Genomic DNA, 16580 nt, shown 5'->3' with positions numbered 1-16580 from the left:
AAGATTTATTCCACCGTCACACTTTTGGCCAAATTACGAGGTTGATCAACATCATTGCCCCGATTTTTGGCAGTATAGTAAGCCAACAATTGAGCAGGAACAATCGCTACCAACACATTTAACAGCTCGCTTAACTCACTAAAAACAATTTGATCTGTAGCTAAGGCCAAATTACTTTGACTAATCACTAACGGCTTTGCGCCCCGACTGACAACTTCTTGAATATTACTTCTCGTATGACTAGCCGTCTCTTTTTCCGTGATAAAAGCAATAACGGGGGTCTCTTGTTCAATTAAAGCGATGGTTCCATGTTTCAATTCACCAGCGGCAAAACCTTCCGCGTGTAAGTAAGAAACTTCCTTTAATTTTAAAGCGGCTTCCAAAGAAACATAATAACCGTTACCACGGCCAATAAAGAAAGCGGCTGCTTGGTGATCAAAATACTGTTGCGCCAATTGGGCAATCTGATCTTTTTCATCGACAATGGTTTGCATGCCATTAGCTGCTAGAGCTAATTGTTGTTGTACATCAAAGGTTTGCGCTGCACTAAGTTGCTTACTTTCACCTACTGCTTGCGCTAAAATGGCTTGAACGGCAATTTGGGCTGTATAAGCTTTGGTTGATGCTACTGCAATTTCAGGGCCCGCATGTAACAATAAAGTAAAGTCTGCTTCACGTGATAATGTAGAATTGGCAACATTAGTCATTGTTAACGTCGGATAACCTAGGGCTTTAATCTTAACCAAAACTTGTCGACTGTCAGCTGTTTCGCCACTTTGACTTAAAAATAAGAAAAAGGGTTTGGCAGATAATTTGGGAATATGATAACCGAACTCACTGGCTAAAGCTACTTCCACTGGGATATCAGCCAAAGTTTCAAATAATTGCTTTCCAATTAACCCAGCATGATAACTTGTTCCGGCCGCCACAATATAAAGGCGATCGCTTTGTTTGAGCGCTGTCAATAACTGCGGGTCCATTTGAATTTGTTTTTGCTCAAAATAATGAGCCACAATTCGGCGCAAAACAGCGGGTTGTTCATCAATTTCTTTTAACATATAACTATCATACGTACCCTTAGACAAGTCATCGGCCGCTATCTGAACTTGATAAGTTGCTCGCTCAATAGGTTGATTGTCAATATCAAATAACTGCACTTGATCTTGTGTAATAATCCCCGTTTCGCCATCGTTAATTTCCATAAAATTACTCGTTTGCTTCAACATTGCCAAGGCATCCGAGCATAAATAGTTGGCAGTAGTTCCGACGCCGATTAATAATGGACTTTTATTTTTAGCAAAGAAGATCTGTTGGGGATTTTGGCGGTCCATTAAAGCAATCGCATAAGAACCCGACAATAATTGCACTGTCTGTTGTAACGCTTGTAAAGTTGTTAATTGTTTGGTCTGGACAAAGTAAGCAACTAATTGCACAATCACCTCGGTGTCCGTTTCACTATGAAACACCACATCAGCTAAGTATTTTTGCTTCAAGTCTGCACTATTGTTAATGACCCCATTGTGCACTAAATAAAAGCGTTCATCATTAGAAAATTGTGGATGGGCATTTGCTTGCGACGGCTGGCCATGTGTGGCCCAACGTGTATGTCCAATCCCCGTAGTTCCCTGAGGATAACTGGCAACTGCTTGTTTCAGATTATTAATTTTTCCCGAGCGTTTACATAAAAAGTCTTGCTGATCCGTGGTTGTTAAATAAATTCCGGCAGAATCATAACCCCGATATTCTAATTTTTCCAAACCTTCTAATAAGATTGTTTTTGCTTGTTCAGCTCCGGCAACGCCGACAATTCCACACATAAATGTTACTCCTTAAAAATTGGTATAGTCCTAAATCCGTTTTTTGATTGATTAGAACAGCTGAAATAATAGCTTTTTTTAAAGATTATGTCAACTTATTGAAAAATTGGTATACACCGATTGCTGATAAAATTAAGTTGCTTTTCTAAAATTAAATGTTTATCATTTAAATGTAAGCTTTAATACCTAAAAATAACTAATTAATTGCGTGAGGTGAAGGATTTATGCCCTTAGGAATCAAAATTATCGCCCAAAATTGTCAAGGCTTAGTGACCACCTTTGGCAAATATAAACGTAGCGTAACCCCTGGTTTACATTTTTATGTACCTTTAGCTCAAAAAATAACTTCGGTCAGTTTGGCCATGCGTCCCATCGAACTGCCCCACTACTCCATCATCACTAGTGATAACGCCGAGGTTTCAACTTCGGTAACTTTAAATTTCCACGTCACAGATGCAATCAAGTTTGAATACAACAATACTGATTCAGTTGAATCGATGGCCCAATTAGTACGCGGGCACCTCCGGGATATTATCGGGCGGATGGATTTAAACGCCGCTTTAGGTTCTACTGCACGTATTAATTCTGACCTCTCCAAAGCCATCGGTGACTTAACCAATATTTACGGCATTACAGTCGATCGTATTAACATTGACGAATTGTTGCCTTCCCAAGAAATTCAAAAGGCTATGGATAAACAATTAACCGCTGATCGGGAACGGATTGCCGCAATTGCTAAAGCGCAAGGTGAAGCAGAATCCATTCGTTTAACTAATGAAGCCGAAAATAACGCGTTAATTGCCACTGCTAAAGCCAAAGCACAAGCAACCAGAACACGGGCCGACGCTGAACAATATCGCATTGATACTATTCAAAAGGGATTAGATCATGTTGACGATAAATTCTTTCAAAACCAATCGATCGCTGCCTATCAAGCATTAGCCACATCAGATACTAACTTAGTCGTCGTGCCTAACGACAGTAGCAACGATTTTGGTCAAACTGCTTTGTTAGCGCAAGCCATTCAAAAAAAGCAACCTTCGGCATCGGAACAAACTGAGAGTTGATTTTCATTAAATAATATCCAAACTAAAAAGACGAGGTGGGAGAATAAGCTGCACAAGCTTATCGTAATTGCCACCTCGTCTTTTTATCATAATGGTAATAATACGGTCACTGTCGTTCCTTGATTTAACCGACTAGTAAGGGTGATTTGCCCCTGTAATGCTTCGACGGCTTGTTGTGTAATAGCTAAACCTAAGCCCGTCCCACTAATCTGGTGGTTGCGTGATTTATCAGCACGGTAAAAGCGTTCAAAAACATGTTGTTGATCCTGCTTTGCAATACCGCTGCCAGTATCGCCAATTTTTATTCGTAACTGCTTGTTAATTGCATCATGTTGTATTTGAACATGAATCTGACCATTGAGGCGGTTATATTTCACTGCATTAGTAATTAAATTTTCCAAAATTTGCCGTAACTCCGCCCCAGCCAGCTTCACCCAAACATCCCCTTGAAATTTGGTCGTCACTTGTAACTGTAATTGCGCAATTTGGGGCTGTTGTTGCCGCAAAATTTGTTCGACTAGTGCTTGAACATTTACACGTTGACTATTTAACTGCGAAGTTTGTTCTAAACGAACTAGTGTCAGAGCATCTTCAATCAAATCCACTAAGCGCTGAGCTTCTTCTTGAATAATTTGAATAAATTGGGTATTTTTGACTGGATCATCTTGGGCGCCATTCAATAGCGTCTCGGCAAAACCTAAGATCGCTGTAATCGGCGTTTTCAATTCATGGCTAATATTCGCAATGAAATTTTTTTGCTGTTGTTCCAGTTGATGCACATGCGTTAAATCATACAAAATAACTATGACTTGGCGTTCTGTTAATGCTTGATCGCGGGCAATTTCAATAACATTGGCATCAACAAAACAATTGGAATCACCGATTAATTGAATTTCTTGATGATGATTTTGATTTTTGCGCAGCGTGTGTTCAATCATCCGACTTAAGGCGTAGGTTTTAATATCTTCAACAAAAGGATGTGGCTGATCAGCAATCTCTTTGCCTAAAATATCCACCAGCGCTTGATTATGCAAAATAACGTCTCCTTGTGCATCTAGCAACATAATTCCTAATGGCAAATGGCGTAATAAACTAAAAAAGCTTTGCTCCAACAGTTGATTAGTTGCTTCTAATTGGGTAGTGTATTGTGTCACGGCATTGACAGTTTTAATTAAATCTGTATATGGCGTATTATCTAAGGCAATTAAAGCCGGTGTGTGGCGCTTTTGGTTTAAGCGTTTTAACTTATCAATCGCGGCCTGCAGATATATTTTTTGATTGCGATCAGCTCGGAGTTGACTCGCCAACAAAATCAATAATAAAAACAAATAGCCACCGGAAAAAAGCCCAACTAAATTTGATCTAGCCCACACAGAAAGATATTTTTTGACAATCACTTTTCGCTTGGTTACCGCTGATGGTGTTAATAAATAAAAAATATATTTTTGTCCGTGAACTTTTTGAATCCGGTAAAGATGATTACTATCCAAGACATCTTGGTTCAATAACGTCAGCGCTTGCTTTTGTAAATCATTCTGCGGTCGTCCTTTTTTAATCGTCAACACCCGTAACTGATGATCGTCAGCCCAAGTAGCCAGCAATTGTGGTTTATTATCCTGATTTAAAACTTGATAATCTGCTTTTAAAGCCGTGATATGGTTGATTTGTTCTTGCTTATTGAATTGAATTAATATAAATAAACAAAAACCATAAATTAAGCCACCAAAAAACATTGTTCCTAAGATCAACTGCCGCTGTCGTTTCATATTATTCTCCTGAATTAATCATGGATTAAACGAAAAATTATCAGCTATTTTACTTATTAATCATTAGACATTAATTGAAGATTTCACGAAATCATAGCAATACTTCTTGAATAATTTTAAATTGTTAAACGATAACCAAATCCGCGGATGGTTTGTAAATATTGTGGCTCTTTGGGATTTTGTTCAATTTTATCACGCAAATGACTTACTTGGATATCAATTGCTCGAGAATCTCGATCAAGCTCAGCAGCCGTTCCCCAAAGATGTTCTCTTAACTGCTCTCGAGTTAAAGTGTGATTGGCATTGCTATAGAAATAGTCAAATAATTTATACTCCGTTTTAGTTAACGCAATAGCTTGTTGGTTGACAATTACTTGAAAATTAGCCCGATCTAACTTTAACTTGTCAGACGTTACCGTTGTCGATTGCCGCCGCAAAATAGCATTAATCCGAGCGATTAATTCTGATAAGTTGAACGGCTTCGTAATATAATCATCTGCCCCCAGATTCAGACCTTGTACTTTGGTTTGTGCATCATCACGCGCTGTAATCAAGATGACTGGAATTTGATTATGTTGTGCTCGCAATTGCTCTAACACCTGTAAGCCATTAAATTGGGGCAGCATTAAATCTAGTAGCACTAAATCAAACGCTTGTTCTGCAATTTTTTGTAACGCATGTTGGCCATCAGTAGCTGTTTGCACCAGAAAATCATTTTGTTCCAAATTATATTTCACTAATTCTACAATTGCACGTTCGTCATCAACTACCAAGATTCTCTTCATGAGTTAATTACCCTTTTTCATTTAAATCCTGCTGACTTAACTTCCATTGCAAGTAAGCATTCATAAATTCATCTAAGTCACCATCTAAAACCGCTTGACCATTACCCGTTTCCATATTAGTACGGTGATCTTTGACCATCGTATACGGATGAAAAACATACGACCGAATTTGTGAACCCCAACCAATATCTAATTGTTCACCTTTGAGTGCCGCTTGCTGTTGGGCCTGCTGTTCCTGTTCACGTTGATACAATTTGGCACGTAACATATTCATAGCCGTCTCCCGGTTTTGTAATTGGGAGCGCTGAGCTTGCGAGCTCGTAACGATGCCTGTTGGCAAATGGGTGATGCGCACTGCCGAGGATGTTTTATTAATATGCTGGCCACCAGCTCCACTTGATCGGAAAACATCTACCCGTAAATCATCCGGATTAATCTCAATATTAATCGTTTGGTCTAACTCAGGCATAACTTCTACCGAAGCAAAAGACGTATGGCGCCTTCCAGCGGCATCAAACGGTGAAATCCGAACTAAGCGATGCACTCCATGCTCAGAACGTAAAAGGCCATAGGCATTATGACCTTTAATAATTAACGTCACACTTTTCAGACCGGCTTCATCACCAGCTTGGTAATCCGCCAATTCTACGGCAAAACTATGTTTTTTAGCCCATCGTTCATACATGCGCAATAGCATCGCTCCCCAATCTTGGGATTCTGTCCCACCCGCACCCGGATGAATTTCCAAAATCGCATTATGACTATCATAAGGTTCACTTAACAGTAAGGCAGTTTCATATTGTTGCAGTTGCTGCTGTAAATCCGTTAAATCTGTAACAGTGGTAGTCAATAATTCCTGATCGGTCGGATCTGCTTGCAGTAATTCGAGTGCAATCTGTAGATCCGCCAATTTCGTTTGCATCTGGCGAAAATTATCATACTTTTCTTTTAAGACATTATTTTGAGCAATAATGGTCTGCGCGTGAACGCGATCTTGCCAAAAATCTGCTTGAGCCATGGCGTGTTCATTTAAAGCAATACTCTCTTGTAACTCGTCTAAGTCAAAGAGACCTCCCGAATTGCTCAATTTTTGTAGCTGCTTGACTTAGTTGTTCTTTAATATCCGCAAGTTCCATCTTTAAACTCCTATATTTCATTTCTAAAAAAACAGGCCGCAGCCTGTTTTTTATCTTTGTGCATTTTGGCGAATTTCCGCCTTCATAAATAATCGTGTCACATCATATTCAATATCAGCAACCATGCTTTCGAACATCCGAAAACCTTCTTCTTGATATTCAACTAACGGGTTCATCTGACCATAGCCACGTAAACCAATTGATTGCCGTAACTGATCCATTTCATCAATATGATTAGTCCAGTGTTCATCAACAACCCGCAAAATAACTACTTTTTGAAATTCTAACATTTGTTGCGGATCTTGGAGCTGCTGTTGTTTTTGTTCATAATTTTCTTGAACAAATTGTTTAAACAACTCTTTTAATTGATCCACCGTTTTGCCATCCAAATCGGAACGTTGTAATTGTTTTGGACTAACTAAAACGTTAATCGCAAAGTCGTAAATACCATCTAAATCCCAATCTTTGGCATCCCCGTACGTGCGTGAATCAATCGCACTGGCAATGGTACGTTGCATCATTGGTACCAAAACATCTTGTAAACTATTTTCTTCAGTAATTACTTGCATGCGTTGCTTATAAATAACTTCACGTTGTTCCCGCATCACATCATCGTATTGCAAGGTATTTTTCCGCGTATCGTAGTTATTACCTTCAACCCGCTTTTGTGCAGATTCAACCTGACGAGTAATCATGCGACTTTGAATAATAGCATCATCATCATCAATTTTCATCGACTGCAAGAAGTTCTTGATACGCTCTGAACCAAAACGCTTCATTAAGTCATCTTCTAAAGACATATAGAAGATCGTCTCACCGGGATCACCTTGTCGTCCGGACCGGCCCCGTAACTGGTTATCAATCCGCCGCGATTCATGCCGCTCGGTACCAATCACACATAAACCGCCTACTTCACGGACACCAGGTCCCAATTTAATATCAGTTCCCCGACCAGCCATGTTCGTTGCAATTGTCACAGCGCCTTTTTGACCAGCACGTGAAATAATATCAGCTTCTTTAGCATGATTCTTCGCATTCAAAACAGCATGAGGAATGTGAGCCTTATTTAATTGCTGCGATAAATATTCAGACGTTTCCACCGCAACTGTCCCGACTAATAATGGCTGCCCTTTTTTATGGCGCTCAATAATATCTTCAATAACCGCTTTGAATTTATTCTTGAGTGTTGGATACAACACATCGGGATAATCAATCCGGGCAATTGGTTTATTGGTCGGAATTGTAATAACTTCCATGTTATAAATTTCCCGAAATTCTTCTTCTTCAGTTTTCGCTGTTCCGGTCATACCCGACAACTTGTCGTACATTCTAAAGAAGTTTTGGTAAGTGATATTGGCCATGGTCTTGGTTTCATCTTGAATGGGGACACCTTCCTTGGCTTCAATAGCCTGGTGCAAACCATCTGAGAACCGACGTCCTTCCATTACCCGACCAGTAAAGGAATCAACAATCATAACCTTTTTATCACTAACCACATAATCTTTATCTAATTCCATAATATAATTAGCTCGTAAAGCTTGATCAATATGGTGATTCAATAAAGTGTTATCAATATCATAAAGATTTTTTAACGCAAAAGTTTGTTCACCTTTTTTAATACCACTTTCAGTTAAACCAATGGTCTTAGTCGGCCAGTCAATCTTATAATCAGCTTCATTCAAAGATTTGACAAACCGATCAGCTCGCAGATAAAGTGCTGTCGATTGCTCAGCTTGTCCAGAAATAATCAATGGAGTTCTCGCTTCATCAATTAAAATGGAGTCCACTTCATCGACAATGGCGTAATTTAACGGCCGTTGCACCATTTGCTCTTTATAAACAACCATATTATCCCGCAAATAGTCAAAACCTAATTCACTATTCGTCGAGTACGTAATATCACAGTTATAAGCAGCCCGTTTTTCTTCTGCACTTTTAGAATTTAAGTTTAAACCAACGCTCAGTCCCAGCCAATTATATAATTGCCCCATTTCTGTAGCATCACGTTGTGATAAATATTCGTTAACCGTCACAACGTGCACACCCTTACCAGTCAAAGCATTGAGGTAAACCGGTAATGTCGCGGTTAAAGTCTTTCCTTCACCAGTTTTCATTTCAGCAATATTACCTTCATGTAAGGTAATACCACCAATAATTTGTACACGAAATGGATACAATCCTAAAACGCGTTTAGCAGCTTCTCGTGCAGTAGCAAAAGCTTCTGGCAACAGATCATCTAAAGTTTCACCTTTGGTTAATCGCTCTTGAAAAGCCGGAGTTTTAGCCTGTAAATCTTCATCCGAAAGTTTCGCGTATTCATCAGCGTAGGCTTCTACCTTATCCGCGATCTTGCCCATACGCTTAACTTCACGTTTGTCACTTTCTACCCATTTTTTAATTGGATTCGTCATTTATTAAATCTCTCCTGTACTTTCAATCTGGTACATCTATAATATCTTATCATTTTAGTAGCAATAATTAAACTCTAACTTAATTAACGAAAAAGGTGCTCGGAAGTTCAGATTCCGACCACCAATCAAAACGATTATTAAAATTCAATCAAACTCATTCATCAGTTTCAATTAAACCATAGCGTCCATCATTTCGCTTATAGACAATACTTGTTCCATTAGTTTGAGCATCTTCAAAAACAAAAAAGTTATGTCCTAACATATCCATTTGCAAAACTGCTTCTTGAGCATCCATCGGCTTTAAAGCAACGCGCTTTGTCCGGACAATCGGCAAATCCTGTGAATCATTAGCTGATTCATCGCTCGGACCAGTTAAATCAAAATCTTTAATCCCCTTTTCGCGCGACTTCCGATTGATTCTAGTTTTATATTTTCTAATTTGTCGTTCCAATTTTTCAAAAACATCATCAATACTTTTATACATATCCTTATCCGTTTTTTCGGCTCGTAAAATCAAATAAGGCAATGGGATAGTAACTTCGACCTTAGCATTTTTATTACTATAAACTTTTAAATTAACATGAGCAATCGGATGATCAGTATCTTTAAAATACTTATTTAAATTATTTAAACGTTTCTCAATATAGCTTCTAATTGCCTCTGTTACTTCGATATTTTCTCCACGAACATTAATTGTCAACATGAAGAGCACCCCTTTTCATTTGCCAATTAGACTTCTATTGGTCTACTTACATTATAATGATTTTATTAATAAAAAGCCAATCATCTGGCCAAAGAAAACGAAGAAATTTCTCCCTGATAACCCGCTTGTCGTAAACAATCATAGGCGTGCAAAATGGTGCGCCCTGTTGTATAAATATCATCCACCACTAAGATTTGTTTGACTGATAAGATAGAATCATATTGATGATTAAATTGCAAAAACTGAGTCGTTTGCAATCTTTCTCGGCGATTTTTTTGCGCTTGTGCTTGCTGGGTGGGTAACTTAATCAATGCTGGTGTTAAATCGACTACTTCCTTGAAAAGACCGACAACTGGATCAAAATGTCGTTGCTGCAAATGCTCCGTTGAACTAGGAATATAAACTACTGTGCCTTGAAAAGACCGTAATTTTTGGTGGATTAGGCTTTGAAAACAAGCCCTTAAGGCATAATCGCCATAGCGCTTATATCGTTTAAAATAATCATGCATGGCATTATTATATTTAAACAAAGCACGATGGCGCACATTTAGATAACCTTGTTTTTGCCATAATTGACAATCTGAACACAGTTTACTGGAACCCATTTTATAACATTGCGGACAATGTGGTGACGTAATTGGCGCAAATTCTTGTAAACAACGCTGACAAATCGCGGGTGGATCAATTAGCTGAATTCCTAAAACTTGCATCGGTGTCAGCTCAAAAACAATCGCTTCTTGGCATAATAAACATTGCTTAAGCACAATTCAACCGCCGAATTTGGTGAATTGCCTGGGCAATATTAGTTGTATAATGTGTTCCAAAAAACCAAACTTGATTATCCGGATGACTACTACTGCGCCCGGCTCTCCCAGCAATCTGAACCAATGCTTGTTGGGTAAAACGCTTGGAATCGGCCTGCCAAACTAAGACATCAATATTATCAAACGTTACTCCTCGTTCCAAAACGGTGGTTGTCACCAGTGCTTGCCACTGACCAGCGCGAAATTTTTGCACTTTGATTTGTCGCATTGCATCTTTGGCGTGCACATAAGTTTGTTGTAAGTCAGGATAGGTTTGCTGCAACAACTGTGATAATTGTTCAGCTTGCCGAATACTATCCACAAATAATAAAAAACGTTGTTGTTTGTCCAAAAGTTCACGAATTTGCCGTTTTAGGCGCCAATGAAGTTGCTGCATCGAAATATGATTGACCCAACAATATTTAGGTTCTGGTAAATCATGTCCATGAAATCGGCGGCTTAGTAAGCTATAGGATAATTTTTGCTTCTTGATCAATTGTAAATATTCTAAACTAGGCGTGGCAGACAAAGAAATTAGTGAATGCTTTGGCTTCAAAGCGTTTTTAACGGCATTATGCAACATTAAATTATTAACATATGGATACGAATCACATTCATCCAGAACTATCAAATCAAACGCTTGGTAAAATTTTAATAGCTGATGGACTGTACAAACTAAGATTTGTGAATAATAATATTGGCTAGCACCTTGTCCATGTAATAGTGCCAAACTAACTGGTTGAAAAGCTGCTTGCAATCGTGGATAAATTTCATTACAAACATCCACTCGCGGAGCAACCCAAGCAATTCGTTCTCTTTGAATAACCGCTTGCTGTAAAACTTTAAATAACATTTCAGTTTTACCACTACCAGTTACTGCCCACACCAAATGATCCTGTTTGGCTCGCTCTATTTGACAAAGTTTGTGCGAAATGATTGTTTGAGCAGCTGTTAATTGCCCAGTCCACGTCAACGGTTGCTGAATTACTGGAAATTGATTCTGCTCAGCAATCGCAATTAGATAATTATGATTAGTTAAACGTCCTAAGCTTAGACAGGCTGGACAATAAAAATTATCACCTGGCAAACTATAAACTCGCCAATCATTAACCGTCTGGCACCGACGACAACAAAATTGATTTCCATCAAGTTTATATAGTGCAGGAATAGCTTTAGTATAAGTTGTCGGTGAATCTAGAACTAATAGTCGTCCAGATAATTGTTTTACATCCATCAATTACTCACCTTAAATTAATTACGATAAAAAGGAGAATTTTTTTGCCTAAAATTACAATCGCGCAAGATTTTACGAATGAACTAGTTATTAAAAAATCTCGGTTCATTACTTCACTTAAACGCGTGCAAAGCGTTAATGAAGCGCAAGATTTTTTAACAGACATCAAAAAAAAGACTAGCAAAGCTAGTCATCATTGTAGTGCTTATATTATTGATAATTTACAGCAACACGCCAGTGACGATGGTGAGCCCCGAGGCACTGCCGGAATACCTATGTTAGAAACTTTACAAGCTATGCAAGTTCAAAATACACTAGCCGTAGTCACCCGTTTTTTTGGCGGAATTAAACTCGGTGGCGGTGGTTTAATTCGCGCTTACCGTCAAAGTGTTGCAGATGCTATTAATCAAGCAGGACGTGTGCAAATTGTGTTGCAACAACAGCTGCTTGTTACCTTAACTTATAAACAGCTAGACCTGATCAATTACTGGCTCAAACAGCAACCTGTTAATCTAGTTAATACCAATTATGCCGCTCAAGTCCAACTAACATTACTACTTGATCAACAACAGACTCCGAATTTTCTCACCGATCTTAATAACCAACTACACGCACAAATCCCCGTGCAAATGGGACCTACTACTTTTCATGAGATTCCTTATTTAAAGTAACTTCATCATCTTTTTCCAAACGTTTAACTAATTTTTGAATTGCATGTAACAGAGGTTGGCGATTCTCTCCAACTAAACCAATTGATTCCACAAAGAGCTCCAAGCCAATTAACACAGCAATAGTTAGTAAAATACTACCCCAAAAAGAGGAAACCGGATATAGTAAGGCAATAAAAGAAAAGACTAATGATAAACCATAAATGACTAACACCGTTTGGCGATGGCTCAAACCCAATTGCATCAAACGATGATGTAAGTGATGTCTGTCCGCCTGAGAAATGGGCTTGTTATTCAAAAACCGTCTTAACATGGCATAGACCGTATCACTAATTGGCACTCCTAAAATCACAATCGGAATGACTAAAGAAATAAAAGTGACGTTCTTTAATCCTTTTAAAGAAAAGACAGCAATCATAAAGCCCACAAACAGTGCACCAGTATCTCCCAAAAAAATTTTTGCCGGATGAAAATTATGTGGCAAAAAGCCCACTAAGGAAGCCACCATCGCAAAAATCCAGATCGTCACATAAGTATTACCCACAGATGAAAAAAAGTAACCAATTACGCCCATGGTAAACAGTGCAATGATCGAAACGCCAGTGGCCAACCCATCCAATCCATCAATCAAGTTAACCGCATTCGTAATTGCCAAAATCCAAAATACTGTCACTGGCAAACCGAGCCAACCTAATTGAAAGGAACCTACAAAAGGCAAGACAACATAAGTCATTTTAATTCCAGCCAAAAAATAAACTACTAATGCTGCAATTAAAATCCCAAACATTTTTTGCATCGGCTTTAATTCTCGAATATCGTCAATCAAACCCGTCAATAAAATAATACATTCTGCTAAAAAAACACTAAACAATTCATGTGTGGGAAATTGGGCACGTAATAAGACAAAAGTCGAAAAATTAAACGCTAAAAAAATAGCTAAACCGCCCAGTGTGGGCATTGGCTTTTTATTAACTCGCCGCGCATTAGGATTATCAACAGCTCCCAATACCAGGGCCAATTTACGAACAAAAGGAGTTATTACTGCTGCAATAATCATTGTTAAAACCAATTTTACAATCACACTTAACATCGTTGGTAGCGACTCCTTTCACATACAAAGGAAATTATAATATTTGCTCTACTTGAATACAACTTTTATTAATTTTTTACTTAAAAAAAGCTTATGCCTTATTTAGCATAAGCAATTTTTCGAGTTTCACGAATCACTGTTACTTTGATATGACCCGGATATTCTAATTCTTTTTCAATTTGATTGCGAATTTTCCGCGACAAAATTGTTGCTTGATTATCGGAAATTTGTTCTGGCTTTACCATAATCCGAATCTCACGTCCTGCTTGAATTGCATAACTATGATCAACGCCATCATAACTATTAGCAATATTTTCCAGCTTTTCCAATCGATGAATATAATTTTCCATTGATTCAGAACGAGCTCCAGGACGAGCAGCAGAAATCGCATCTGCCGCAGCCACCAATACTGCAATCATCGATTGTGGTTCAACATCACCATGATGCGAAGCAATCGTATTAACTACCACTTTGGGTTCTTTGTACTTACTTGTAATATCGACACCAATTTCAACATGTGATCCTTCAATTTCGTGATCTAATGCTTTGCCAATATCATGTAGCAATCCTGCACGCCGCGCCAAAGTCTCATCTTCACCTAATTCAGCAGCCATAGTTCCTGCTAATTTTGCAACTTCAATTGAATGGCTCAAGACATTTTGACCATAACTAGTCCGGAAATTCAATCGTCCGATAATCTTAATTAAATCGGGATTAATACTATGAATTCCCAAATCGTAAACAGTCTGCTCACCTAATTCACGAATACGTGTATCCATTTCTTTACGTGACTTATCAACCATCTCTTCAATACGAGCTGGATGAATTCGTCCGTCGGAAATTAATTTTTCCAATGACAACCGCGCAATTTCACGCCGAATGGGATCAAAGCCACTCAAAGCCACCGCCTGTGGTGTGTCATCAATAATTACATCAATTCCTGTTAAAGATTCTAAAGTACGAATATTGCGACCTTCACGCCCAATGATTCGACCCTTCATTTCTTCATTAGGTAAAGAAACAGTTGTAACTGTGGATTCAGAAACAGTATCCGCTGCACTTTGCTGAATAGCATCAACAATAATTTGTTTAGCACACTTATCAGCATCTTGCTTGGCTGCTTCTTCACTATTACGAATCAAACGGGCTTTTTCTTGAACTAAATGTTCATCAATTTGTTTTAAAAGATAGTTACGGGCCTGTTCATGTGTCATGGCCGCAACTTCTTCTAATTTATTTTGTTGCTGAGTTAAGGTAGAAGAAATTTGCTTTGTCTGTTGTTCTAATTGTTGTTCTGTAGTATCAATCTTTTGTTCACGTTTCTCTAAAGAATGTTCACGTTGATCCAGCGAGTTATCTTTGCGATCTAAAGTTTCTTCTCGCTGCAACATTCGATTTTCCTGCCGTTGTAATTCCTTACGGCGATCACGCAGATCATCTTCTTGTTCCTGACGATACTTGTGACTTTCCTCACGTGCTTCGATCAATGCCTCTTTTTTGGCAGATGCAGCAGCTTTTTTAGCATCCACAATAATTTGTGCTGCCGATTGTCCTGCCTGCTCTAAACTTTTTTCGTAGACATTTTTTCTAATCAAAAAACCAACTACAGTACCAATAACTAATAACCCCAGCGCGACTATTAGGGCGATTAAAACTGCCATTTAAATCCCTCCAGCCACACTAATGACTTCAGAGACTGAAATAAAACGGCTTACCATCAAGCAAGTTAATTTTTTAGAAAGTAACTAAAAAATTTCAACCTGACTATTAAACTTAAAACATTCAAATAAGCACATTCGTTTCAGTTTCTTTTTCTATTTTATTGGCACCTAGATAAAGCACTTAATTAAATTACTGCTTTAAAACTCGGTACATATTAATATTATTGTTTATTGGGCAAACTGTCAACGAATGTTTATTTGAATCAGAACTTTAACGTTAAAAAGTTTCGATAATAGGCAAATCTTTCCAAACAGCAAATTTTAACCAAAATTATTGATCTGTTAAATTAAGATCAGTTTTATTGTTTTTAGAATCGGCAGCAGTTTTTTCTACTGCTTGATCTTCAGTAGTTGATTGTTTAATATCATCCATTTGATAAGCATCACGAACCTGCTGTTTAATATCGGCTTTCATCTCTGGATGATCATCTAGATATGCTTTCGCATTTTCGCGGCCTTGACCGATACGTTCATTTTGATAAGAGTACCAAGAACCACTCTTGTTAATAATTTCTTGATCAGCAGCCATATCTAAAATCTCACCTGTTTGTGAAATTCCGTGACCATACATAATATCTACTAAAGCTAATTTAAAGGGCGGTGCTACCTTATTTTTAACCACTTTAATTTTCACTTTATTACCAATAACATCAGAGCCCTCTTTGATTTGTTCAGAACGGCGAACCTCTAAGCGCACTGTCGCGTAAAACTTTAAAGCACGACCACCGGGAGTAGTTTCCGGATTACCAAACATAACGCCCACTTTTTCACGAATTTGATTAATGAATAAAGCAATCGTTTTGGTTTTATTAATATTACCAGACAGCTTCCGTAAAGCTTGCGACATCATCCGCGCCTGCAAACCGACATGTGAGTCGCCCATTTCACCATCAATTTCTGCCTTAGGAACCAAGGCAGCTACTGAATCAATGACCAAGATATCAATCGCACCACTTTTAATTAAAGCATCAGCAATTTCCAGTCCTTGTTCTCCAGTATCTGGCTGTGACAATAACAAATTGTCAATATCAACTCCCAAAGCCTTAGCATAATCTGGATCCATCGCATTTTCAGCATCAATATAAGCTGCGGTTCCCCCATTCTTTTGCACTTCTGCCACAGCATGTAAGGCCACAGTTGTTTTACCAGAACTTTCTGGACCATATATTTCCACAATTCTGCCGCGCGGATAACCACCAATGCCCAACGCATTATCCAAAGCCAAAGAACCACTTGAAATAGAAGAAACTTTAGTTTTAGGACTTTCTCCCAAACGCATAATAGCTCCTTTACCAAAATCTTTTTCAATTTTCTTTAGAGCTTTATTCAGCGCTTCCTCGCGACCAGCTTCATCTTCTTTATTATCTTTAGCCACTTTA

At 38.4% G+C, this 16580-nt stretch carries 13 protein-coding genes; 2 read left to right on the top strand and 11 right to left on the bottom strand.

Annotation, left to right across the window (positions count from 1 at the left end; all coding sequences use genetic code 11):
• Positions 1-5: 5 nt before the first annotated feature.
• Positions 6-1817, bottom strand: coding sequence for a glutamine--fructose-6-phosphate transaminase (isomerizing) (glmS, locus tag AC3B6Y_RS06950; protein WP_489774851.1), 1812 nt, complete (start codon positions 1815-1817; stop codon positions 6-8).
• 224 nt (positions 1818-2041) lie between these two features.
• Here glmS and AC3B6Y_RS06945 point away from each other — a divergent pair, with 224 nt between their 5' ends.
• On the top strand, positions 2042-2884 hold the full coding sequence (locus AC3B6Y_RS06945; RefSeq protein ID WP_489774850.1) for an SPFH domain-containing protein: 843 nt from the start codon (positions 2042-2044) through the stop codon (positions 2882-2884).
• 86 nt (positions 2885-2970) lie between these two features.
• Here AC3B6Y_RS06945 and AC3B6Y_RS06940 read toward each other — a convergent pair whose 3' ends face one another.
• The 7 genes from AC3B6Y_RS06940 to AC3B6Y_RS06910 form a co-directional block, all read right to left on the bottom strand.
• A complete protein-coding gene (locus AC3B6Y_RS06940) occupies positions 2971-4650 on the bottom strand; it encodes a sensor histidine kinase (RefSeq protein WP_489790806.1) in 1680 nt (559 codons plus the stop codon).
• 116 nt (positions 4651-4766) lie between these two features.
• Complete coding sequence (locus AC3B6Y_RS06935; protein WP_489774849.1) at positions 4767-5435, bottom strand: response regulator transcription factor; 669 nt, start codon at positions 5433-5435, stop codon at positions 4767-4769.
• Between the two features lie 7 nt (positions 5436-5442).
• Positions 5443-6571, bottom strand: a protein-coding gene (gene prfB / locus AC3B6Y_RS06930) for a peptide chain release factor 2 (protein WP_489769098.1) whose coding sequence is annotated in 2 segments (ribosomal slippage) — positions 5443-6498 and positions 6500-6571 — 1128 coding nt in all. Because the reading frame shifts where the segments join, the coding sequence is not laid out codon by codon here.
• A gap of 50 nt (positions 6572-6621) precedes the next feature.
• On the bottom strand, positions 6622-8982 hold the full coding sequence (secA, locus tag AC3B6Y_RS06925; RefSeq protein ID WP_489757362.1) for a preprotein translocase subunit SecA: 2361 nt from the start codon (positions 8980-8982) through the stop codon (positions 6622-6624).
• Positions 8983-9136: 154 nt separating this feature from the next.
• Complete coding sequence (gene hpf, locus AC3B6Y_RS06920) at positions 9137-9685, bottom strand: ribosome hibernation-promoting factor, HPF/YfiA family (protein ID WP_489757361.1); 549 nt, start codon at positions 9683-9685, stop codon at positions 9137-9139.
• An 80-nt stretch (positions 9686-9765) separates the two neighbouring features.
• Positions 9766-10449 (bottom strand): ComF family protein, encoded by a 684-nt coding sequence (locus AC3B6Y_RS06915; protein ID WP_489769099.1) that lies wholly within the window; start codon positions 10447-10449, stop codon positions 9766-9768.
• Entirely contained in the window at positions 10442-11722 is a 1281-nt protein-coding gene (locus AC3B6Y_RS06910) for a DEAD/DEAH box helicase family protein (RefSeq protein WP_489790804.1), read from the bottom strand. Before AC3B6Y_RS06910 ends, AC3B6Y_RS06915 begins: the two co-directional genes overlap by 8 nt.
• A gap of 44 nt (positions 11723-11766) precedes the next feature.
• On the opposite strand from AC3B6Y_RS06910, the gene AC3B6Y_RS06905 reads away from it, so the two are divergent.
• Positions 11767-12393 (top strand): YigZ family protein, encoded by a 627-nt coding sequence (locus AC3B6Y_RS06905; protein WP_489790802.1) that lies wholly within the window; start codon positions 11767-11769, stop codon positions 12391-12393.
• Here the strand turns inward: AC3B6Y_RS06905 and AC3B6Y_RS06900 are convergent.
• From AC3B6Y_RS06900 to recA, 3 genes are all read right to left on the bottom strand, one after another.
• On the bottom strand, positions 12362-13480 hold the full coding sequence (locus AC3B6Y_RS06900; RefSeq protein ID WP_489790800.1) for a glycosyltransferase family 4 protein: 1119 nt from the start codon (positions 13478-13480) through the stop codon (positions 12362-12364). The genes AC3B6Y_RS06905 and AC3B6Y_RS06900 overlap by 32 nt on opposite strands.
• A gap of 98 nt (positions 13481-13578) precedes the next feature.
• Positions 13579-15141: a ribonuclease Y gene (gene rny / locus AC3B6Y_RS06895; RefSeq protein WP_489757356.1), complete on the bottom strand. Its 1563-nt coding sequence runs from the start codon at positions 15139-15141 to the stop codon at positions 13579-13581.
• Positions 15142-15472: 331 nt separating this feature from the next.
• A complete protein-coding gene (gene recA / locus AC3B6Y_RS06890; protein WP_489774844.1) occupies positions 15473-16576 on the bottom strand; it encodes a recombinase RecA in 1104 nt (367 codons plus the stop codon).
• Positions 16577-16580: the final 4 nt, after the last annotated feature.

Source organism: Bombilactobacillus sp. ESL1092, from assembly GCF_058107465.1.
The sequence above is the reverse complement of the archived record's forward strand: the minus strand, read 5'-3'. Positions and strand labels throughout refer to the sequence as shown.

Bases quoted from the DNA above. Each gene is read 5' to 3' on its own strand.
- hpf (WP_489757361.1), bottom strand. From the start codon at position 9,685: ATGTTGACAATTAATGTTCGTGGAGAAAATATCGAAGTAACAGAGGCA.
- secA (WP_489757362.1), bottom strand. From the start codon at position 8,982: ATGACGAATCCAATTAAAAAATGGGTAGAAAGTGACAAACGTGAAGTT.
- AC3B6Y_RS06935 (WP_489774849.1), bottom strand. From the start codon at position 5,435: ATGAAGAGAATCTTGGTAGTTGATGACGAACGTGCAATTGTAGAATTA.
- AC3B6Y_RS06900 (WP_489790800.1), bottom strand. From the start codon at position 13,480: ATGTTAAGTGTGATTGTAAAATTGGTTTTAACAATGATTATTGCAGCA.
- AC3B6Y_RS06940 (WP_489790806.1), bottom strand. From the start codon at position 4,650: ATGAAACGACAGCGGCAGTTGATCTTAGGAACAATGTTTTTTGGTGGC.
- AC3B6Y_RS06945 (WP_489774850.1), top strand. From the start codon at position 2,042: ATGCCCTTAGGAATCAAAATTATCGCCCAAAATTGTCAAGGCTTAGTG.
- glmS (WP_489774851.1), bottom strand. From the start codon at position 1,817: ATGTGTGGAATTGTCGGCGTTGCCGGAGCTGAACAAGCAAAAACAATC.
- AC3B6Y_RS06910 (WP_489790804.1), bottom strand. From the start codon at position 11,722: ATGGATGTAAAACAATTATCTGGACGACTATTAGTTCTAGATTCACCG.
- rny (WP_489757356.1), bottom strand. From the start codon at position 15,141: ATGGCAGTTTTAATCGCCCTAATAGTCGCGCTGGGGTTATTAGTTATT.